Origin of the sequence: Thermomonospora curvata DSM 43183, from assembly GCF_000024385.1 — a bacterium.
Taxonomy (GTDB): domain Bacteria; phylum Actinomycetota; class Actinomycetes; order Streptosporangiales; family Streptosporangiaceae; genus Thermomonospora; species Thermomonospora curvata.
This window is the reverse complement of sequence record NC_013510.1, coordinates 80,312-100,718: the sequence shown is the minus strand read 5'-3', so window position 1 is coordinate 100,718 and position 20,407 is coordinate 80,312. Positions and strand designations below refer to the sequence as shown.

Below are 20,407 nucleotides of genomic sequence, written 5' to 3'. Positions count from 1 at the left end.
CCCGCCTCCGGCGAAACCCTGCTCACCGGCGAGCCCTGAGGCCGCTCGGGGCATCCGTTGGCCGATCCATTGATCACATATGGTGCATACCGACATAGACTGCACAGGGTGACCCCTTCGTACCGGGTTGACAGTGAGGTCGGCCGGCTCCGCACGGTGCTGCTGCACCGGCCCGGGGCCGAGCTCAAGCGGCTCACCCCCCGCAACAACGACAAGCTGCTGTTCGACGGGATCCCGTGGGTGGGCAGGGCCCAGGAGGAGCACGACGCCTTCGCCGAGGCGCTGCGCGAGCGCGGCGTCGAGGTGCTGTACCTGACCGAGCTGCTGCAGGACGTCCTGGAGTACGCCGACGCCCGGGAGCAGGCCATCACCGCCGCCGTCGCAGACCCCCGGCTGGGCGACCGGCTGCGCGAGAACGTCCGGGAGTACCTGAGCGACCTGGACCCCGAGCAACTGGCGCACACGCTGATCGCGGGGCTGGCGCACGAGGAGCTCAAGTCCGCGCACGGCCTGGTCTACCGGCTGATGGACCCGCAGGACTTCATCATCGACCCGCTGCCCAATCTGCTGTTCACCCGGGACTCCAGCACCTGGATCGGCCCGCGGGTGGCGGTGACCAGCCTGGCGATGCCCGCCCGCCGCCGGGAGACCTCGCTGACCGGGCTGATCTACGACTTCCACCCCCGTTTCCGCGGGATCGAGACGATCTACGACCCGCGTCTGGAGCCGCTGGAGGGCGGCGATGTGCTGCTGCCGGCCCCCGGGGTGATCGCGGTCGGCACCGGGGAGCGCACCACGCCGGCGGGAGTGGAGCGGCTGGCCCGGCGGGTGCTGTCCACCGGCGCCGCGCACACCGTGCTGGCCGTGCCGATCGCCCAGGAGCGGGCCACCATGCACCTGGACACCGTCTGCACGATGGTCGACGTCGACACGGTGGTCATGTACCCGCCGGTGGCCCATTCGCTGACCGCCTACACCATCACCTGGGACGACGGTGAGCTGCTCATCTCCGAGGAGCGTCCGTTCCTGGAGGCCGCCGCGGCGGCGATGGGGGTGGAGCGGCTGCGTGTGATCGACACCGGGCTGGATCCGGTGACGGCCGAACGCGAGCAGTGGGACGACGGCAACAACACCCTGGCCGTGGCGCCGCGCGTGGCGGTGGCCTACGAACGCAACGTCGAGACCAACGCCCGTCTGGAGGCGGCGGGCATCGAGGTGATCCGGATCAGCGGAAGCGAGCTGGGCAGCGGCCGGGGCGGCCCGCGGTGCATGTCCTGCCCTCTGCTGCGCGACCCGCTCTAACGTGCGGCGCGCGCAAGTCTTGGATGCTCGGGCGGTGTCGACGGGGGCACGACAGCGCCCGAGCTGTGCAAGACATTACAGCTCATCGAGGATTTTCGGCGAAAATGTGCGCCACGCCACATTCACCGGAGGGACGGTGCCCACCGGTGGACCTTTCCGGCACCTCGTGTCCTCGGGTCGTGACGGGGAGGTCGCAGTCAGGGACGATGCCGTGAGCCGAACGCGGTGCCGGACGCCTTCACGGCCCCGCCTTGGGCCACCTGCCGAAAAGGCTCAGTGCAGGCCGTGGCGGGAGCCGTCCACCCCCGAGGAGGTGCGCTGCAGTTCCGCGATGTCCTCGGCGAACTCTTCGGCGAACGCCGCGGCGTGGGCCATGCCGGGGGCCGAGTCGCCGTCCTCCGTCTTCTGCGGGACGTGCACCACCGCCCAGACCGTGGTGCAGTCGCCATCGTGGTGGACGCCCCAGCACTCGGCGAGCGCCTCCACGATGCCCAGGCCTCGTCCGCCCAGGGAGGACAGCGTGGGCCGGCCGCGCCGGGGTTCGGTCATCGCCCCGCCGTCGCTCACCGAGACCTCTATGTCGTCCCCGTTGCACTCCCAGCGCACCCGGATCTGCCCGGACTCCAGGGGCCGCGCATGCCGGAGGGCGTTGCTGAGCAGCTCACTGAGGATGACGACGGCGTCGTCCACCGCTCCGGGACGCACGCCGAGGGCGCGAAGCTCGGAGCTGAGGCGCCGGCGGGCGATCGCGACGCTGGACGGCGCGTGCGGTAGCAGTACGACGCTCGACGCCCTCACCTCCCCGTACCCTCCGGAACTAGCCGGTTACTCTCGTGCTACGACCGAAATGCCCCGATGCGGACGACCGGAAACCTGAGGGAAATGCCATTTCCCCACAATGGGCGAGTGATCCTCCGATCACGGCCGATCACCCCCCAGAAGCAGACACAGGTACCAATGATCCCTCATGTGGACCTATCCACTCACAGCGGGGGTTACTCCTGTCGGAGACGTTTCGTCTGTCACATCCTGGACACAACACTCGGCTCGTCGCCTCACACCCCAAACCGCCCCGATCGGAAATATCGGATCAGTCGCCGGAGGCGTGAGCGGCGGGCAGGGTCAGCCGCATGACGGTGCCGCCGCCCGGCCGGGAGTGAGCGGCCACATCGCCGCGCTGGGCCTGCGCGAGGCGTTTGACGATGTAGAGCCCCAGGCCGATGCCGCCGAAGCGGCGGCGGTCGCCGGAGTCCCCCTGGAAGAAGCGTTCGAAGATCCGCTCATGGTCGCCGGGAGCGATGCCGACCCCGCGGTCCGCCACGGTGACCACCAGCTCGTCCCCCTCGGCCCAGGCGCGCACCGTCACCGTGCCCCCGTCCGGGGAGTACTTGAAGGCGTTCTCCAGCAGCTGGCCGAGGATGATGTCGGTGGCCATCCAGTCCCCCGCCACCTTCGGCAGGTCGGGGGCCACCTCCAGCTCCACCCGGTGCAGGTCCGACAGCGACCGGAAACCGGCCACCGACGCCTCCAGCAACCGGCCCAGATCGAAGTGCTCGATGGTCACCTTCAGCTCGCCGGTGCCCGCCCGCGACCCCAGCAGCAGGTGCTCCACCAGCCGGGCCAGCGCCCGCGCCCGCTCGGCGATGGTCTCCACCGCGGCCCGCCGCTCGGCGTCGCCCAGCTTGTCCCAGCGGCTGACCAGGGTGCTGGCGAAGCCCTGCACCACGGTGATCGGGGTGCGCAGCTCATGGCCGGCGGTGGCCAGGAACAGGTCCTTGGCCTCCTCCAGGGCCTTGGCCTCGGTGACGTCCCGCAGGTCGACCACCAGCTCCCCGGTCTCCTCGACCTGCGAGCACAGCATGTTCACCCACGTCCCCGACTCCAGCCGCACGGTGAGCGTGCAGCCGGGCTCGGGGATCTGCAGCGGCGGCGGCCGGCCGATCACCTGCTCGGCGGGCAGGCCGGTGAGCCGGGCGGCGGCCGGGTTCCACTGCCGGACGATGCCGGCGGCGTCCAGCACCACGATGCCGTCCGCGCTGGAGTCGATCACCGCCCGCTCGTGCGCCTGCTGCCGGACCGCATCGGCGTAGGCCACGGCGTTGCCGACGGCGACCCCGGCGTGCCCGGCCAGCAGTTCCAGCAGTTCCAGCTCGGTGTCCCCGGCCTTGCGCCCGGAAAAGAGCGCATACAGCGCCCCGTACGGCCGGTTCTGCAGGTACGACAGGCCGAGGGCGACCGTGTGCAGCCCCGGCAGGTGGGCGCGGATCGCCTCGTCCACCCGCCGGGCGCCGGCCAGCAGCACCGGCTTGCCCGAGCGCAGCAGCTCATCGACCAGGCTGGAGTCCAGTTCGGTGACGGTGCCGCGCAGCCGCTCCGGCAGGCCCTGCACGCTGACCAGCTCCAGGCTCCGGCCCTTGATCTGGACGAAACCGCCGGCGTCGGCCCCGGTCAGCTCCACCAGCGCGGTGGTGATCCGGTCCAGCACCGCCGGCAGGTCCCGTTCGGCGTTGAGGTCGGCCACCACGTCGTTGAGCCGGCGCACCAGGCGGGCCCGCTCGGCCAGCTGGTGCTGGGCGGCGTCCGTCTCGGCCACCGGGTGGTAGACGCCCATCCAGCCCAGCAGCCTGCCGTCGGCGTCGTGCAGGGGGCTGGTGTCGATGCGCACGTCGATCAGCTGCCCGTCGCGGCGCAGCCGCCGGGTCGCCACGGAGAGCTGCCCGCCCTCGCGGACGCGCTCCAGCACCGCGTTCTGCTCGGCCCGCAGCTCATCGGGGATGATCGGGGGCAATTGGCCGAGCACTTCGGCGGCGCTCCAGCCGAACAGCCGCTCGGCCGCCGGGTTCCACAGCGTCACCCGGAAGCGGGGGTCAATGGCGACGATCGCGTCGGCCGCGCATTCGATGACCGCACGGACGATCGCATCCTGACCGCCTGGAGCCTGCCCCACGTCTGTCATCGTGCCATCGCTTCCCGCACCGCGCCGGTGAAGTCGGTTGGAAAGCGTTCCACCCGATCTGCCCGGTGTTTGTGAAAAGGCCACCGCGGCTTTGCCGGGCCCTCTCCGGTTCGGCCGCGACCACCCCGGTGACCTGGGCTTCTGCGAGCCGGACGAGCCGCCGGCGAGCGAGTCGGAGCCCTGGTGAAGGAAATGATGCGCACCTTGGAGGACGACCGCCGTAACGCACACCACACCCGCGCGACGGCCGCGGAATCGGAACGCTCCGGCGGGTGCGGTCAGATGACGCGGGGCGCGGCGCCGGACTCGGCGACCATCGCAAGCCCCGCGCCGGCCCATTCCTTCATCCCGCCGTCGATATTGCGGGCCCGCCAGCCGGCGTTGTTGAGGGCCACGGTCACCTGGGCCGAACGCACCCCGGACCGGCAGATGACATACACGTCCCGGTCGCGCGGGATCTCCGCGGCCCGGTCGCTCAGCTCTCCCATCGGGATGTGCACCGCGGTCGGGATGTGGCCGGCCTCCCACTCGTCCTGCTCGCGGACGTCGAGAAGGTAGGCGTCCTGCGGTACGTCCGTGACAGCGACGGCCGGAACGTCTTCCCCGAAAAACATCACGTTGCCGCGACTCCTCCGCTTCCTTGCCGGGAGCGGCCCCTCACCGGGCCGATTTCCACGGGCCGGCGAAGACGGGCCCCGCCCTGAGAATGTCGGCCGCTGCGCCGATGCCGCCGTGCGCGGCCATACCCTTCCGCCGCGCACCGGAACCCGGCACCGGCGGCATGGTTCTCTTCAGCCATATGCCCGCCGTCACCAGCGGCGTCCCGCACACGCTACCCGTCCGGCGGCGGCGGGCCGAAGCGGGCGATGCTTTTCACAGAATTCGGCGGAACCCGATCGGGCCTCGGTGCGTCCAATGCGCATGCGGTACCGTATGCCCCTCGCCACAGCGGCCTGCCTGAGCGCTCTGGCCGCCGCCACACTGGCCGGATGCGGCGCTGCGGACGACGGCGGAGGCTCTGCCAAGGTGTCGCCGTCCTCGGCCGCCCAGACCCGGCTGACCATCGAAGTACGCTCCACGCCTCAGGGTTCCGCCACCACCTGGACCCTGACCTGCGATCCCGCCGGCGGCACCCACCCGAAGGCCGACGCCGCCTGCCAGGCCCTGGAGAAGGCCACAGATCCGTTCAAGCCCGTCCCCAAGGACGCCCTGTGCACGCAGATCCACGGCGGTGACCAGGTGGCCACCGTCACCGGCACCTGGCGGGGCGCCTCGGTGAACGCCCGGTTCAACCGTCTCAACGGCTGTGAGATTCAGCGCTGGGAAGAGGTGGCGGCGCTGTTCGCCGGCTGACCGCTCCGGAGCCGCCGGTCGCCGATGCGCGGTGCGGGCGGCTCCGGAGCCGGTCCCGGGCCCGCCGGCTCCCGGACGAGACTTTCGGCCTGCGCGGTGTGGCCGCGAATGTCCCCATCCATGCCCTGATCCGGCGGGAAAGCCGCTCTCCGCTGTGTCTCGTCCCGGCAGCGTCCCCCTCGAACCCTCCGGGCATGGGGCGGCGCATCGAGCAGGTCAAAGAAGTTTGAGCTTGCCTTGACCCAGAAGGGGTAGCCGGTACGCAAGGCTGTGTCCACATGCCTGTGGACAGCTGTGGACGAAGCTGTGGATAACGTGGAGTGAGCCCGGATTCCCGGTGCCTACACGCTGCATACCTGTACAAACAGGGGCATAACTCTGCCCTCATACGGATCATGGCGCTCCACAGGCTGTGGATAACTTCTTCGCAACAGCCCTGCCAAAAAGGCTGCGAAGTCCATCCGCTCCCTTGACGCAGACGGCGCGCAGCAGCCGCCCGAGCGCGGGCCGCAAGGCGGGGAGCGCACCCTCACCCACCTCCTATGACGCATGTCTCATAAACGGGTAGGGGGTAGGGGTTGCAGCCCCGCCAGAGGGAGTGGCAGCATCGATGACAAGATACCCCCCAGGGGTAACCGAGGAGGACGAGGATGATCACCAGCACCTATACGGTCACCGGAATGACCTGCGGCCACTGCGTGGCATCGGTCAAGGAAGAGGTCGGCCAGGTCCCCGGCGTCACCGGCGTCGAAGTCGACCTGGACAGCGGCCGCATGACGGTCACCTCCGACGGCCCGCTGGAGGCCGCCCGCATCCGAGAGGCCGTCGCAGAGGCCGGATACCAGCTGAAGGACTGACGGGCCGTCCCGCCCCCGAGAAAACAGCCCGCCCCCACGATCCACCGACGGCGGAGGACCCGCGGGCCCCAAGGAGACTGCGATGACCACCGGTGCGGCGAGCGAGCGCATCGAACTGGAGATCGGCGGCATGACCTGCGCGTCGTGCGCCAACCGGATCGAACGCAAGCTGAACAAACTCCCCGGGGTCAGCGCGACGGTCAACTACGCGACCGAGAAGGCCACGATCAGCGCGCCCGGCGACATCACCGTCGAGGAGCTGATCGCCGTCGTCGAAAAGGCCGGCTACACCGCCGCGCTCCCCGAACCCCCGGCCGAACCCGAACGCCCCGCCGAGCCCGACGAGCTGCGCCCCCTGCGGCAGCGGCTGATCACCGCGATCGCGCTGTCGGTCCCGGTGATCGCGATGGCGATGATCCCGGCGCTGCAGTTCCGGTACTGGCAGTGGCTGTCGCTCACACTGGCCGCGCCCGTGGTGGTCTACGCCGGCTGGCCCTTCCACCGCGCCGCCCTGATCAACCTGCGGCACGGCACGGCCACCATGGACACCCTGATCTCGATGGGCACCCTGGCGGCGTTCGGCTGGTCGCTGTGGGCGCTGTTCTTCGGCGAGGCGGGCATGCCCGGCCTGCGGCACGACTTCACGCTCGCCCTCACCCGCGGCGACGGCGCGATGGCCATCTACCTGGAGACCGCCGCCGGGGTGACCATGTTCATCCTGGCCGGCCGCTACTTCGAGGCCCGCGCCAAGCGCCGGGCCGGCGCCGCCCTGCGCGCCCTGCTGGAACTGGGCGCCAAGGACGTGACCGTGCTGCGCGGCGAGCGAACCGAACGCATCCCCGTCGAGCGGCTCAAGGTGGGCGATGCGTTCCTGGTGCGTCCCGGCGAGAAGATCGCCACCGACGGGGAGGTGATCGAAGGCTCCTCGGCGGTGGACGTCTCCATGCTGACCGGCGAGTCCGTCCCGGTGGAGGTCGGTCCCGGCGACGCGGTCACCGGCGCCACCGTCAACGTCGGCGGGCGGCTGGTGGTGCGGGCCACCCGCGTGGGCGCCGACACCCGGCTCGCCCAGATCGCCCGCCTGGTGCAGCAGGCCCAAAGCGGCAAGGCCCGGGTGCAGCGGCTGGCCGACCGGATCTCCGGCGTCTTCGTGCCCGTCGTGATCGCCCTGGCGCTGGCCACCCTGATCTACTGGCTGGCCGCCGGGGCCGGTGCCACCGCCGCGTTCACCGCCGCGGTGGCCGTGCTGATCATCGCCTGCCCGTGCGCGCTGGGCCTGGCCACCCCCACCGCGCTGATGGTCGGGACGGGCCGGGGCGCCCAGCTCGGCATCCTGATCAAGGGCCCGGAGGTGCTGGAGTCCACCCGCGCGATCGACACCGTCGTGCTGGACAAGACCGGCACCGTCACCACCGGCAAGATGGCCCTGGTCGAGGTGATCCCCGCCGACGGGGTGGACGCCGGGCAGGCGCTGCGCCTGGCCGGGGCGCTGGAGAGCGCCTCCGAGCACCCCATCGCCCGGGCCATCGCCGCCGGGGCCGCCGAACGCACCGGAGCGCTGCCGAAGGTCACCGAGTTCGGCAACGTCGCGGGCCTGGGCGTGCAGGGCGTGGTGGACGGCCACGCCGTGGTGGTGGGCCGGCCCCGCCTGCTGGCCGAGTGGTCCCTCGCCCTGCCCGCCGAGCTGGAGCAGGCCATGGCCGAGGCGCAGGCCCGGGGCCGCACCGCCGTCGCGGTCGGCTGGGACGGCGCCGCCCGCGCGGTGCTGACCGTGGCCGACCAGATCAAGCCCACCTCGGCCGAGGCCGTCGCCCGCCTGCGCGAGCTGGGGCTGCGTCCGGTCCTGCTGACCGGCGACAACGAGCCGGCGGCCCGGGCGGTCGCCGAGGCGGTCGGCATCGACGAGGTCATCGCCGAGGTGCTGCCCGCCGGCAAGGTGGAGGTCGTCAAGCGCCTGCAGGCCCAGGGCCGCACGGTGGCGATGGTCGGCGACGGGGTCAACGACGCCGCCGCCCTGGCCCAGGCCGACCTGGGGCTGGCGATGGGCACCGGCACCGATGCGGCGATCGAGGCCGGCGACCTGACGCTGGTGCGCGGCGACCTGCGGGCCGCCGCCGACGCCATCCGCCTGTCGCGGCGCACCCTGGCCACCATCAAGGGCAACCTGTTCTGGGCCTTCGCCTACAACGTGGCCGCCCTGCCGCTGGCCGCCGCCGGCCTGCTCAGCCCGATGATCGCCGGTGCCGCCATGGCGTTCTCGTCGGTCTTCGTGGTCGGCAACAGCCTGCGGCTGCGCCGCTTCCGGCCGCTGTCCGGCACGGCGGGGCACGCCGCCGCGCCGGCCCCGGCCGCGCGGAAGACCCCCGTGGCCCCCTGACCGTCCCTCAGGGCAGCGGCACGTCCCAGAAGGCCAGCTCGTGCCGCATGCCCTCGAGGAACTTCCGTTCGGCCCGCTCGGGGTCGGGGGCCGCCTCATCGATCATCTCGGCGATCCGGCGGCCCAGTGCGGCAAAGCCCGGGTCCGCGTAGGTGTCCACCCAGCGCTTGTAGCGAGGTTCTGCCGGAGGGTCGGCGGCGAGGATGCCGCCCAGCGTCGCATACCCCCACATGCAGGGGTACAGGGCGGCCAGGCCCTCGCCGTAGGAGGCGGCCGACTCCAGCAGGAAGGACGTGTACGCCGCGCAGGCCGGTCCCTTGCGGGCCCCCTCCAGGTCGGCTCCGAACTCGGCGGCCAGCGTGCGGTGCAGCGAAAGTTCCTCGTGAAACGTCGCGTGGGCCAGATCGACCAGGTCGCCCAGGTGCCCGTCCGGGGCCTGCCAGGCCAGCCTGGCGAACACCCGCACGTAGTCCAGCAGGAACAGGTAGTCCTGCTCCAGCCACGACCGGAACACCCGCTCGTCCAGGTCCCCTTTGGCGATCCCCTGGACGGTCGGATGCTTCAACTGCTCCTCGACCAGCGGACGGCCGATCTCCTCCAGATGCGCGGCCAGGCTCATATCCGAAGTCTCACACGAAGCAGGGGACAAATCGAAAATCGCCCGCAAGGTCCGCTGACACACGGTAACGTCGCCGTCACAGCCCGGACCGCTGCCTACCATGGAACGGCCATGGCAATCGGCCGGTCCGGGAGGGCGGAGATGACACGGATGAACATCGACATCGACGAAGAGGCCCTCGCGGAGCTGATGGAGCTCCTTGAGACCGATGACCGCGACAAGGCGGTGAACCTGGCAGTGCAGGCGACGGCGGTGCGCGTCCGGCTGGCCAAGCCCGCGCAGCGGGAGTTGGCCGAACTCTTCGCCTCGGGAGCACTTGACCTGGAGGCATTGGAGCAGCCATGGCGGCAGAGGCATTCCTCGCGGACACCAGCGCATTCCACCGACTCGACGGAATCCCTGCCATAGCGCGGAACTGGGAAGACCAACTCAGAGCGGGCCTGGTCTCCGTCTGCCCGGTGACGGAGATCGAGATCTTCTATAGCGCCCGATCCAGTCGCGACTACGAACGCGTCAGCGCCCGACTGCGCGAGGTCTTCGGGTGGGTTCCCGTTCCTGAACGCGCTTTTCAGCGTGCCCTGGAAGTGCAGGAGGCAATGCTCGCACAAGGGACGCACCGCTCCGCAGGCCTGGCCGACCTGCTGCTGGCCGCCACGGCCGAGGAGTACCGGCTGACCGTGCTGCACGACGATAAGGACTTCGACTGCATCGCGGCGGTCACCGGGCAGCCGGTGCGGCGGGTGCTGGACTGACCTCTTTGCACCGTCTTTGCGCACCGTTTCCGCAGGTCGCCTATGGTGCCCGGCAGTCGGGGAAGATGCCGTGCCCCGGGGCGGTCACCGGCCGTCCCAGGGCACAGGCCCCTCCCGGATGACGGCTCGGCGAGATCTTTCCGCCTCGGGCGGGCGTGCGGCTCTCATGCATCGGCAGTCGTCAGGGCATGGGTGTCCGCATGCTGTTCAAGTACATGATCAACGCCCTGCCAAATGGGGGCCCGCCCCCATCCCGAATCGCCTCCCACCTGGTCAGACTGGGGATCGAGCCGACGAACGCGGCGGACGGAGCACCGGGAGGCACGCCTGAAAAAGCACGATCACAAGCGCGCGACCCCGCCCTCGTTCCCCCTGTGCCAGTGGTAGCCGCACGGGCGTGACTCTGCAGCAGCTCTACCAAGTGTTGCTGGCCGGCGGGGTGGTGCTGCTGGTCAGCTTGGCCGCGGCGCGCGCCGCCGCGCGCATCGGGCTGCCGAGCCTGCTGCTGTTCCTGGCGCTGGGCGTGCTGTTGGGGGAGGACGTGCTGGGCGTCCAGTTCGACGACGTCCAGCTGGCGCAGACGCTGTGCACGCTGGCGCTCGCGGTGATCCTGGTCGAGGGCGGTCTGACCACCCGCTGGTCGGATCTGCGCGGACTGCTCACCCCCTCGGGGGTGCTGGCCACCGTGGGAGTGGCGGTGAGCGTCCTGGTCACCGCCGCCGGAGCGCACCTGCTGCTGGGCATGGAGTGGCGGCTGGCGCTGCTGCTGGGCGCGGTCGTCTCCTCCACGGACGCGGCCGCGGTGTTCGCGGTGCTGCGGTCGCTGCCGCTGCCCCGGCGGCTGTCGGGAATCGTGGAGGCCGAGTCCGGCTTCAACGACGCCCCCACGGTGATCCTGGTGACGGTCTTCAGCACCACCGGTGCGCTGCCGTCCCCGCCCGGCGTCCTCGCCCAGGTGACCTACCAGCTCGTCGCCGGAATGGTCATCGGGCTGCTGGCCGGCTGGGCGGGCACCACCGCGCTGCGGCAGGTGGCGCTGCCGGCCTCCGGCCTGTACCCGCTGGCCACCGCGGGGGTGGGCATCGTGGCGTTCGCCGCCGCCGGTGTCGCGGGCGCCAGCGGCTTCATGGCCGCCTACCTGTGCGGGATCGTGCTGGGCAACGCGGTGCTGCCGCACCGGGCGGCGATCCGCTCCTTCGCCGAGGGGGCCGCCTGGCTCGCCCAGATCGGCCTGTTCATCTTGCTGGGCCTGCTGGTCGATCCCAGCGAGCTGCCCGGAGCGCTGCTGCCGGCGCTGGTGGTCGGGTCGGTGCTGCTGCTTGTGGCCCGCCCGATCTCGGTGGCGGTCTGCCTGATCCCGCTCAAGGTGCCCTGGCGCGAGCAGGCGTTCATCTCCTGGGCGGGGCTGCGCGGGGCGGTCCCCATCGTGCTGACGATCTTCCCGATCGTGGCGGACGTGCCGGGCAGCCGCGAGCTGCTGAACATCGTGTTCGTGCTGGTCGTGGTGTTCACCCTGGTCCAGGGGCCGACCCTGCCGGCGATGGCCCGGCACCTGGGGGTGACCCGCGCCGATCAGGCCCGCGAGCTGCAGGTGGAGGCGGCCCCGCTGGACCTGCTGGGCGCCGAGCTGCTGACCGTGACCGTCCCGAAGGGGTCCCGGCTGCACGGCGTGGAGATCGCCGAGCTGCGGCTGCCCGCCCCCTCGGCGATCACTTTGATCGTCCGGGACGGCGGCACCCTCGTGCCCACCGACACCACCCCGCTACTGGAAGGAGATGAGCTGCTCATCGTGACCACAAGCGCCACTCGTGAAGCCACCGAACGGCGGTTGCGCGCCGTCGGCCGCAAGGGCCGGCTCGCCCACTGGTACGGCGAGTACGGCGATCCCGACCCCGCCCCTACCTCTCCCACTTGATCGGAGCCGAGACCATGCACACGATTCCCGGCACCGGCACGGTGCACCACTACGAGACCCGCCGTGGGCACCGGCTCGGTGTGCTCATCGACCATGAGGGCCACCGCACGCTCATGATCTACAACGGGGAGGACCCGGACTCCCCGCGGCACACCATCGAGCTGGACCGCGACGAGGCCGACCAGCTCGCCCAGCTCCTGCAGGACCCTCCGATCGTCGACCGGGTCACCGAGCTGGAGCGCCGCCTGGCGGCCTTGGAGAAACGGCTCACCTCCCAAAGGCGCTGACCCGCGCCGCCCGGAGCATCCTGGTGAGCGATGCTCCCCACAACGGGAACGCCCAAAGAAACCGCCCTCCGCAGGGCGCGAACGCATGCGGCCTCCCTTCGCCGGAGGCCGCCCGGACCTCAACCGGCATCGGCCCGCACCCCCGGCCTCCCGGAAAGGGGGTGCGGGCCGATGCCCGGCAACCTCGGAAGGGTCACTTGGACGACGTCGGACGGCTGGTTCTCCGCCGGGGCGGCGGGGCCTCAGGTGACCTCTTTGGCCTCCTTGACGTCGTCCCGGGGTTCCTCGTCGCCGCTTTCGGTGCCGGAGGCGGCCTTCCCGGCCGCATCGTCGAGGGCGGGGGCCGGGACGGGGATCTCCGGCGGGAGGTCCTCGTCGATCTGCGCCTGCGGCTTGCCGCGGCCTTCGATCTTGCGGGCCAGCGGCTCGGCCAACCGGGCCAGCAGCGGGCTGGCGATGGCCAGGATCAGCACGTAGGCCGCGGCCAGCGCGCCCAGCCGCGGATCGACCCCGCCGGAGACGGCCAGGCCGGCGATGACGATGTTGAACTCGCCGCGCGGAGCCAGCGAGACGCCGGCGCGCAGCCGGCCCTTCAGGCCGACCCCGGCGCGGCGGGCCGCCAGCCAGCCCGTCCCGAGCTTGGTGGCGATGCCCAGCACGGCCAGCAGTGCCGCGACGCCCAGCACGGGGGGCAGGGTGGCCGGGTCGGTGTGCAGGCCGAAGAAGACGAAGAACACCGCCGCGAACAGGTCCTTGAGCGGGGTGATGATCTCGCGGGCGGTGTGCGCCAGCGGCCCCGACAGGGCGATGCCCACCAGGAAGGCGCCGACCGCGGCCGACACCTGCAGCTGCTGGGCCAGCCCGGCGACCAGCACGGTCAGCCCCAGCACCTTCAGCAGCAGCACCTCGTCGTTGGGGCTGGCGACGAAGCGTTCCACCGCCGTCCCGTACCGCAGGGCGATGAACAGGATCACCGCCACCGTCACCGCCGCGATGGCCAGGCTCTGGGCCCCGGCGGCCAGCCCGGCCCCGACCAGCACGGTGGTCAGGATGGGCAGGTAGACCGCCATCGTCAGGTCTTCGAAGACCAGCACCGACAGCACCGCGGGGGTTTCGCGGTTACCGAGCCAGCCCAGGTCTCCCATGACCTTGGCGGTGATGCCCGAGGAGGTCACGTAGGTGACGCCGCCGAGCGCGAGCGCCGCCACCGGGCCCCAGCCCATCAGCAGCGCCACGATCACGCCGGGGGCGGCGTTGAGCACCAGGTCCGCCAGGCCCACCGGGGCGGAGGTGCGCAGTGTGCCGACCAGTTCGTCGGCCGAGTACTCCAGCCCCAGGGTGAACAGCAGCAGGATGACTCCGACCTCGGCGCCCAGCGAGACGAACTCTTCGCTGTCGGTCAGCGGCAGGATCCCGCCGGACCCGAACGCCAGGCCCGCGATCAGGTACAGCGGGATGGCCGAGATGGAGAAACGCACGGCGATGGAGCCGAGCAGCCCCAGCGCCAGGATGATCGCACCGAGTTCTATGAGTTGGACGGCGACCGAATGCATCGATCACCCGTCCGAGAAGATACGGGCCACCGCAGCCGTACCCTCTCCGGTGCCGACGACGACGACCTTGTCACCGGCGGCGAACACGAAGTCGGGGCGTGGGCTGACGATCACCTGGGCGTCCCGGACCACCGCCACGATGGAGGCGCCGGTCCGGCTGCGGGCCTGAGTGGAGCCGAGGGTGCGGCCGTCGTAGGGGGAGCCCGCTGTTATCGGTATCTGCTCTGTGACCAGCCCTTCCACTTGCCGGTGCAGCTCGGCCAGCCGCTCCACCACCCGCTCGGTCCCCAGCAGTTCCGCCAGCACGTTCGCCTCCTCTGGAGTCAGTTTCACCATCACCACGCAGGTGTCGGGGTCTTCTTTGTCGTAGACGGCCAGGTCCCGCTGTCCATTGCGGTGTGAGACCACCCCGATCTGCCGCCCCCGGCGGGTGGTGAACACATGCTGCAGCCCGATGCCGGGCAGCGCCGTCCGTTCTACGTCCACTGTCTCTCCTTCCGAGCCGGGCCGATCATGTCTCGCCCGAGCGCCGGCCATGATTCCAGAGCCCGGTTCCGCCATGCCAACCAGCCCAAACCGGCTTCCGGCCGCCGTCGCACCAGGGCTCTGTGCAGCGGCCCCCGCATGAACCCCGACCGGTCCCCCGCCTGTGGCCGGGTGGACCCGCCCGGCCATTGGGCTGCTGCTTGAGAGTAATGACCTGGTCAAACAATTCAGCGAATGCAGTGGCGGCGCCGGGCGTGACATTGCACGGAAAGTACTTGCCACTTTGGAAAGTACTTTCTTAGAATCACATAGTCGCCGAAGAGCAAGGGGATGGTCATGCCGAACATCGACGCCGAGGCCGCCGGCGCCGCGCTCACCCGGGCCGAGACACTGCAGCGCCGGGTGCGCCGCCGCTCCCGCTGGTACGTCCGCTACCTGCAGATCTACGGCGCCGGGGCCTTCGTGGCGACCCTTCTGCTCGGGCTGGGCCCGCGCGGGGTCGCCGCGTCGGTCGCGGTGTGGGGCGCGGTCGTCGCCGCACTGTCGGCCTACGCCGTCCGCCAGCCGGTGAGCCGGCACGGGTTCGCCCGCCGGCACGCGATGATCATCGCCAGCTGGGCGGTTCTCTACGCCGCCGTGCTGATGCCCGGCGTCCTCTGGTTCGAGGGCGAGCTCCTGTGGTGGCTGCCCGGTGCGGTGGTGGTCTCCCTGCCCGCCTTCCTCGGCGCCCGTCTGGAGGGACGGCGATGAACCACCCCCGGCACCGGCTCGACGAGGTCATCCACGCGCCCGTGCGCTTTGCGGTCATGGCGACGCTGGCCGCCGCGGACCGGGCCGAGTTCGCCTTCGTCCGCGACACCGTCGAGATCACCGACTCGGCGCTGTCCAAGCAGGTCTCCACCCTGGAGAAGGCCGGCTACGTCAAGGTCACCAAGGGATATGTGGGCAAGCGCCCCCGCACCTGGCTCTCCCTCACCCCCGCCGGACGCTCCGCCTTCGCCTCCCACTGCGCCGCCTTGCGCGAGATCGTCGACAGCGCCTTGAGCCCACCGGCATAGCGGCCGGTCCTTTTCGGGAGGCGTGCCGTCATTTGATCGGAACGACTTTGGACGCGGGCAAGGGCTGTGGCGCCGGAGTCGTGAGGACCGACTGGTAGACCTTCAGCACGCGCCGGGCCAGGCGGTCCCAGGTGTGGCCGCGGACCCGACGGCGGGCGCGGCCGGCCATGGCGGCGGCCAGCCCGGGATCGCCCAGCAGCCGGCGCAGCGCGTCCGCCAGGCGGGCCGGGGAGCCGGGCGGCACCAGCAGCCCGCTGCGGCCGTGCTCGATCAGCTCGGGGATGCCGCCGACCTGGGTGGCCACCACGGGGACGCCGCAGTGCATGGCCTCCGGCAGGATCGAGCCGAACTCTTCACAGCGGGACGGCAGCACCACCGCATCCAGCGTGCGCAGGACGGCCGGGATCTGGTCGTGGGACAGGGCGCCCAGGAAGGTGACGCGTTCGGCGATCCCCAGCCGGCCGGCCAGCCGCCGCAGCCGGGGCCGCTGCGGCCCGTCCCCGACGATGAGCAGGCGCCCGCCGTCGCCGCCCAGCAGCGCGAAGGCCCGCAGCAGGACGTCGACGCTCTTGTGGGCCTGCAGCCTGCCCACATAGCCGAGCCTGGGACGCACCGCATCGCCGTCCGGCATCCGCCATGTCCGCGCCGGCGATCGCGCGGTGAACTCGGGACCGAGCCCGGAGGGGATGACGTGAACGGCGTCGCCGGGCAGCAGGTCGTGCAGCCGCTCGGTCAGCGTGATCACCGCGTCCGCGTGTTCCAGCAGGCGCCGCTCCAGCGCTCCGCCGACGGTTTTCAGCAGCAGCGACCGGGGCCCGCTCACCCGCAGCGTGTGCTGCAGGCTGTGGTGAACGGTCACCACCAGCGGCGCCCCGGCGCACGCCGCGGTGCGCAGGGCCAGCGGCATGACGACCGGGTCCTCGCCCAGGTGCGCGTGGACCAGGTCCACGCCCCGTACCAGGGTCGGGGCCCGCCGCCAGGCCGCCGGGCCGTAGCAGTGGCGGGACAGCGGTCCCGACGCCCCCAGCCGCACCACCCGGCAGTGCCGTCCCAGCCTGGCGACCGCCGGCGCGGTCGGGGGACGGGTGGTGACCACGGTCTGCCGGACGCCCAGTTCGTCCAGGGCCCGGGTGAGCTGCGCGGTGTGGCTGTGCATGCCGCCGATCGGAGCAAAGCGCGCGCCGCGCCCCAGCAGGGCGGTGGCCGGGGGCTCGAACACCGGACACAGACGGAGCACATGCATGACGGCCTCACTCGGCAACCGTGGGCGCCCGCACGTGAGGCGATCGGTCAGGCACCCAGCGTGAAATCTCGGCCCGATGAGGTGCTGTTTTCCATGCCCCGTCTTCGTTGAAACCCGCCGGTGGGCCCGCCCCTCCTCAGGCGGCGGGGTCGATGCGCAGGTCGTGGGCGAGGCGGGCGGTCAGCTCGGCGTTCAGCCGGTAGGCGACCTTGACCTCCTCGATGATCCGCGCCCGCTCGGGCTCGTCCCAGGGCGCCTCGTCCAGGAGCTGCCGGTAGCGGTCCTTGAGGTGCTTGGGCTTTTCCGCGAAACGGTAGAAGCGCACGCCGTCGTCGTCGCTGAGGCCGTAGGTCCGCGTCACGAGAGTGGCGATGGCCTGCCCGCCGGACAGGTCGCCCAGGTAGCGGGTGTAGTGGTGGGCCACGAACCCGCCGGGCCAGTCGAAGCACACCTCGCGCAGCCGGTCGCAGTAGCGGCGGGTGGCGTCGTTGGCCTGCACGCGCTCGGCCCAGTCCGGCCCGTAGTAGAACTCCAGGTCGGCTTTCAGGGCCTCACGGCGGCGCAGCCCGGGAAGGTCGAACGAGGCGGCCACCGCGTCCCGTCGCATCCGGTCGGCGGCCTGCTCCAGCAGGTCGTAGACGAAGTAGAGCTGCCCGACCAGGGCGGCGTACTGCTCGCGGGCCAGCCGGCCGTCCAGCAGAGCGCTCATGTAGGCCGAGTGCTCGTTGTCACTGTGATCGGTGCGGGTGGCCGCCCGCAACCGGATCGAGAAACGTTCCAAAGTGCTCTCCGGGCGCGCTTCGCCCACTGGCCCCTCCCTTAGAAACCGCAGATCAAGCGAGTTTAGGTTAGCCTTGCCTAAGGATCTACGGAAGAGGTCTGATCATTTTTATCGGAACTTTCTGTCCGAATCGCCCGCCGATCCGGCGATGCGGACCGGCCGGACGCTGAAGAAACGACGACCGCGACCGGGTTACGGCGCCCCCGGCAACGGTAGAGGGGCCGTTCCCGGCGGGAAGACCCGGCCCCCTCCTCCGGAAGATCTCCAGCCGGCCGGGACGAGGACCCTGGCGGGCGCCCCCGTCCCGGCTCGCCGGCGACGGACGCTGTGCCCCCTCAAACGCGCGGTCTCCGACGCCGGGAGCGGGCCCTGCCGGGGCCCGCACGCGACCTGCGGAGACGGCGCACCGAAAAGGTCTCAGTGCGAACGGTTCTGCTCCCGCGGGGGCAGCCCCAGCGCCTTGCGCGCCTCGTCGTACATCCGCACCACCTCGACCCGCACCTGGGAGCGTTCGGTCAGCCGCCTGCTCCAGGGGATGCGCACCGGGACGGTCCGCCCCTCCACCTCCACCGAGAAGTCCACGCCGTCGGCGTCCAGACCGGTCAGCACCGCGGCGGTGGCCTCGGGCTGCCCGCCCAGCGCCCGCACGATCAGCACCGAGTCCTCGGCGTGGTCGTCGTTCATGTGCCGGGCGATCGCCTCGACCACGTCCGGGGTGAACGGTTCCTGCTCCACGTCCTCATTCCTTCCTGGGGTTTCATCCGGCGGCCCGCTCGTCATCGCTCGGGGAGGATGACCGGACGGGCCGTGCGGGGATGCGGCAGCACCTCGATGCGGTGCCGGTAGACCTCGCTGAGCAGCGGCGCGGTGAGGACCTGTGCCGGCGGCCCGCAGGCCACCACGGCGCCGCCCGACAGCACCGCGACCCGGTCGGCGTAGGTGGCGGCCAGGTCCAGGTCGTGCACCACCGCCACGACCGCCCGGCCGGCGGCGGCCTGGGCGGTCAGCACCGTGAACACCAGCTCCTGGTGCCTGATGTCCAAGGCGGCGGTCGGCTCGTCCAGCAGCAGCGTCGCGGTGCGCTGGGCGAGCACCCGCGCCAGCGCCGCCCTCGCCTGCTCGCCGCCCGACAGCGCGGTGAAGGGCCGGTCGGCGAAGGCGTCGATGTCGGCCTCGCGCATGGCCTGCTGCACGGCCTCTTCGTCCTCCTCCTCCAGCGGGGTGCCGACCCACGGCGAGCGGCCCATCCGGACGATGTCGGCCACCGTGAAGGAGAACGCCACCGCATGGTGCTGGGGCAGCATGGCCCGGCGCATGGCCAGCTCGCGCGCCGTCCACGACTCCAGCGGACGGCCCGCGATCGTCACCCGGCCCTCGGCGGGCCGGATGTCCCCGCACAATGCTCCCAGCAGGGTGGACTTGCCCGCCCCGTTGGGGCCCACCAGCAGCAGCATCTCGCCGTGGCGGACCTCCAGGTCGATCCCCGACAGCACGGTGCGGCCCTCCCTGCGGACGGCCAGGCCGCGAGCGGACAGCGCCACCGTGCCCGGTGCGGCGGGCTCGGGCAGCCGCGGCCGACGGCGCAGCGCGATCATCCCCAGCCTCCCGACTTGCTGCGGGTGCGGCGGAGCAGCCAGAAGAAGAACGGGCCGCCCACCAGCGAGGTCAGCACCCCCAGCGGCAGCTCCTGGTAGGGGATGGAGGTGCGGGCGACCAGGTCGGCGGTGACCACCAGCACCGCCCCGCCCAGCGCGCTGGCCGGGATCAGCGTGCGGTGCCCCGGGCCGATCGCCATCCGGATCAGGTGCGGCACCACCAGCCCGACGAAGGCGATGATCCCGCTGAAGGCCACCGCCGCCGAGGTGGTCAACGCGATGATCACGATGCCGGTGAAGCGCAGCCGCTCCACGTCCACGCCCAGCTGCCGGGCCACCCGCTCGCCGAGCGCCAGCACATCCAGGCTGCGGGCGCAGGCGCAGGAGACGGCGATCCCGGCCAGCGCGCACGGCGCCACGGTCGCCACCGCCGGCCAGGTCGCCGAGGCCAGGCTGCCCAGCTGCCAGGAGGTGATGGAGCGCAGCGCGTCGCTGCTGGAGATGAACATCAGCAGGCCCAGCGCCGCGGTGGCGATGGCGTTCACCGCGATGCCGGTGAGCAGCAAGGTGACCACCTCGGTCCGTCCCCCCTGCCGGGACATCGCATAGACCAGCAGCGTGGTGAGCATCCCGGCCGCGAAGGCGGCCAGCACGACCGTCCAGTTGCCCAACGCGTTCAGGCCGAACACGATCACCGTGGCCGCGCCCACCGCCGCGCCCCAGGAGACCCCGATGACGCCGGGCTCGGCCAGCGGGTTGCCGAACACCCCCTGCATCACCGCGCCCGAGCAGGCCAGTGCCGCCCCGGTGACCGCGGCCAGCGCAACGCGCGGAAAGCGCACCACCCACAGCGCGTTCTCGGCCTGCGGCCCGGACGGCAGCGGCCCGATGTCCAGCCCGAGCCGGTGCGCGATGGACCCCAGCACCTCTGCCGGCGGAATGTTGACCTGCCCCAGGCTCGCCGCCACGACGATCATCGCGCCGAGCGCGACCGCCAGCACGGCGATCAGCAGCCCGCCGCGCAGCACGCCCCCCTTGGCCGCGGCGACCTGCGCCTGCTGCGCCCGCCCGCCCTTTTCCGTCGCCGGCCCGGCCGCGGGCGCGACCGTTCCCTTCGAAAGACGTCCCGGCTCCACGCCGTTCACGACCTCACCCCCCACGGCCCGGCCGGACGCGTCCGCGACCGGGCCGCCTGAAACCCCGCTCATGGCCCGTTCGGGCGTTCTCGGCCCCGAGTTCTGCAAGGCACCCGCCGGCCCCGCGCCGTCCACCG

21 protein-coding genes are annotated in these 20,407 nt (G+C 71.7%); 10 read left to right on the top strand and 11 right to left on the bottom strand.

Annotated features, from left to right (window positions below):
• The first annotated feature begins 108 nt into the window (after nt 1-108).
• The gene (locus TCUR_RS00480; RefSeq protein ID WP_012850488.1) at nt 109-1,302 is read left to right on the top strand and encodes an arginine deiminase; all 1,194 of its coding nucleotides are present in this window, start codon (nt 109-111) and stop codon (nt 1,300-1,302) included.
• A 273-nt stretch (nt 1,303-1,575) separates the two neighbouring features.
• Here TCUR_RS00480 and TCUR_RS00475 read toward each other — a convergent pair whose 3' ends face one another.
• The 3 genes from TCUR_RS00475 to TCUR_RS00465 form a co-directional block, all read right to left on the bottom strand.
• Nucleotides 1,576-2,100 carry an ATP-binding protein gene (locus tag TCUR_RS00475; RefSeq protein WP_012850487.1) on the bottom strand — a complete coding sequence of 175 codons (525 nt, stop codon included), beginning with the start codon at nt 2,098-2,100 and terminating at the stop codon, nt 1,576-1,578.
• 292 nt (nt 2,101-2,392) lie between these two features.
• The gene (locus TCUR_RS00470) at nt 2,393-4,258 is read right to left on the bottom strand and encodes a PAS domain S-box protein (protein WP_012850486.1); all 1,866 of its coding nucleotides are present in this window, start codon (nt 4,256-4,258) and stop codon (nt 2,393-2,395) included.
• Between the two features lie 278 nt (nt 4,259-4,536).
• On the bottom strand, nt 4,537-4,872 hold the full coding sequence (locus tag TCUR_RS00465) for a rhodanese-like domain-containing protein (RefSeq protein WP_041439129.1): 336 nt from the start codon (nt 4,870-4,872) through the stop codon (nt 4,537-4,539).
• Nucleotides 4,873-5,191: 319 nt separating this feature from the next.
• Here TCUR_RS00465 and TCUR_RS00460 point away from each other — a divergent pair, with 319 nt between their 5' ends.
• The 3 genes from TCUR_RS00460 (at nt 5,192) to TCUR_RS00450 (ending at nt 8,845) form a co-directional block, all read left to right on the top strand.
• Entirely contained in the window at nt 5,192-5,611 is a 420-nt protein-coding gene (locus TCUR_RS00460) for an SSI family serine proteinase inhibitor (protein WP_169312970.1), read from the top strand.
• 650 nt (nt 5,612-6,261) lie between these two features.
• A complete protein-coding gene (locus tag TCUR_RS00455) occupies nt 6,262-6,468 on the top strand; it encodes a heavy-metal-associated domain-containing protein (RefSeq protein ID WP_012850483.1) in 207 nt (68 codons plus the stop codon).
• An 82-nt stretch (nt 6,469-6,550) separates the two neighbouring features.
• Complete coding sequence (locus tag TCUR_RS00450; protein WP_012850482.1) at nt 6,551-8,845, top strand: heavy metal translocating P-type ATPase; 2,295 nt, start codon at nt 6,551-6,553, stop codon at nt 8,843-8,845.
• 7 nt (nt 8,846-8,852) lie between these two features.
• Here the strand turns inward: TCUR_RS00450 and TCUR_RS00445 are convergent, their stop codons facing one another.
• The gene (locus TCUR_RS00445) at nt 8,853-9,464 is read right to left on the bottom strand and encodes a TenA family protein (protein ID WP_012850481.1); all 612 of its coding nucleotides are present in this window, start codon (nt 9,462-9,464) and stop codon (nt 8,853-8,855) included.
• A 150-nt stretch (nt 9,465-9,614) separates the two neighbouring features.
• On the opposite strand from TCUR_RS00445, the gene TCUR_RS00440 reads away from it, so the two are divergent.
• From TCUR_RS00440 to TCUR_RS00425, 4 genes are all read left to right on the top strand, one after another.
• Nucleotides 9,615-9,872: a hypothetical protein gene (locus tag TCUR_RS00440; RefSeq protein WP_148232875.1), complete on the top strand. Its 258-nt coding sequence runs from the start codon at nt 9,615-9,617 to the stop codon at nt 9,870-9,872.
• A complete protein-coding gene (locus TCUR_RS00435; protein ID WP_012850479.1) occupies nt 9,806-10,216 on the top strand; it encodes a PIN domain nuclease in 411 nt (136 codons plus the stop codon). The genes TCUR_RS00440 and TCUR_RS00435 overlap by 67 nt, the downstream gene beginning before the upstream one ends.
• 397 nt (nt 10,217-10,613) lie before the next feature.
• The gene (locus TCUR_RS00430) at nt 10,614-12,131 is read left to right on the top strand and encodes a potassium/proton antiporter (RefSeq protein WP_012850478.1); all 1,518 of its coding nucleotides are present in this window, start codon (nt 10,614-10,616) and stop codon (nt 12,129-12,131) included.
• Nucleotides 12,132-12,145: 14 nt separating this feature from the next.
• Nucleotides 12,146-12,418: a cation:proton antiporter regulatory subunit gene (locus tag TCUR_RS00425; RefSeq protein WP_012850477.1), complete on the top strand. Its 273-nt coding sequence runs from the start codon at nt 12,146-12,148 to the stop codon at nt 12,416-12,418.
• Between the two features lie 242 nt (nt 12,419-12,660).
• On the opposite strand, the gene TCUR_RS00420 is transcribed toward TCUR_RS00425, so the two are convergent.
• Together TCUR_RS00420 and TCUR_RS00415 are read right to left on the bottom strand one after the other, a co-directional pair.
• Entirely contained in the window at nt 12,661-13,971 is a 1,311-nt protein-coding gene (locus tag TCUR_RS00420) for a cation:proton antiporter (protein ID WP_012850476.1), read from the bottom strand.
• Between the two features lie 3 nt (nt 13,972-13,974).
• Nucleotides 13,975-14,457, bottom strand: coding sequence for a cation:proton antiporter regulatory subunit (locus TCUR_RS00415; RefSeq protein WP_012850475.1), 483 nt, complete (start codon nt 14,455-14,457; stop codon nt 13,975-13,977).
• Nucleotides 14,458-14,793: 336 nt separating this feature from the next.
• Between TCUR_RS00415 and TCUR_RS00410 the strand changes: the two genes are divergently transcribed.
• Nucleotides 14,794-15,207: a hypothetical protein gene (locus TCUR_RS00410; RefSeq protein WP_041440437.1), complete on the top strand. Its 414-nt coding sequence runs from the start codon at nt 14,794-14,796 to the stop codon at nt 15,205-15,207.
• Nucleotides 15,204-15,515 (top strand): winged helix-turn-helix domain-containing protein, encoded by a 312-nt coding sequence (locus TCUR_RS00405; protein WP_012850473.1) that lies wholly within the window; start codon nt 15,204-15,206, stop codon nt 15,513-15,515. The genes TCUR_RS00410 and TCUR_RS00405 overlap by 4 nt, the downstream gene beginning before the upstream one ends.
• Nucleotides 15,516-15,543: 28 nt before the next feature.
• Here TCUR_RS00405 and TCUR_RS00400 read toward each other — a convergent pair whose 3' ends face one another.
• From TCUR_RS00400 to TCUR_RS00380, 5 genes are all read right to left on the bottom strand, one after another.
• A complete protein-coding gene (locus tag TCUR_RS00400) occupies nt 15,544-16,758 on the bottom strand; it encodes a glycosyltransferase (protein ID WP_012850472.1) in 1,215 nt (404 codons plus the stop codon).
• A gap of 136 nt (nt 16,759-16,894) precedes the next feature.
• Nucleotides 16,895-17,566 carry a biliverdin-producing heme oxygenase gene (locus TCUR_RS00395; protein WP_012850471.1) on the bottom strand — a complete coding sequence of 224 codons (672 nt, stop codon included), beginning with the start codon at nt 17,564-17,566 and terminating at the stop codon, nt 16,895-16,897.
• Nucleotides 17,567-17,956: 390 nt separating this feature from the next.
• Nucleotides 17,957-18,274 (bottom strand): DUF2470 domain-containing protein, encoded by a 318-nt coding sequence (locus tag TCUR_RS00390; protein WP_012850470.1) that lies wholly within the window; start codon nt 18,272-18,274, stop codon nt 17,957-17,959.
• A gap of 41 nt (nt 18,275-18,315) precedes the next feature.
• Nucleotides 18,316-19,134, bottom strand: a complete 819-nt coding sequence (locus TCUR_RS00385; RefSeq protein WP_012850469.1) for a heme ABC transporter ATP-binding protein — start codon at nt 19,132-19,134, stop codon at nt 18,316-18,318.
• Complete coding sequence (locus TCUR_RS00380) at nt 19,131-20,279, bottom strand: FecCD family ABC transporter permease (protein WP_245536945.1); 1,149 nt, start codon at nt 20,277-20,279, stop codon at nt 19,131-19,133. Before TCUR_RS00380 ends, TCUR_RS00385 begins: the two co-directional genes overlap by 4 nt.
• Between the last annotated feature and the right edge of the window lie 128 nt (nt 20,280-20,407).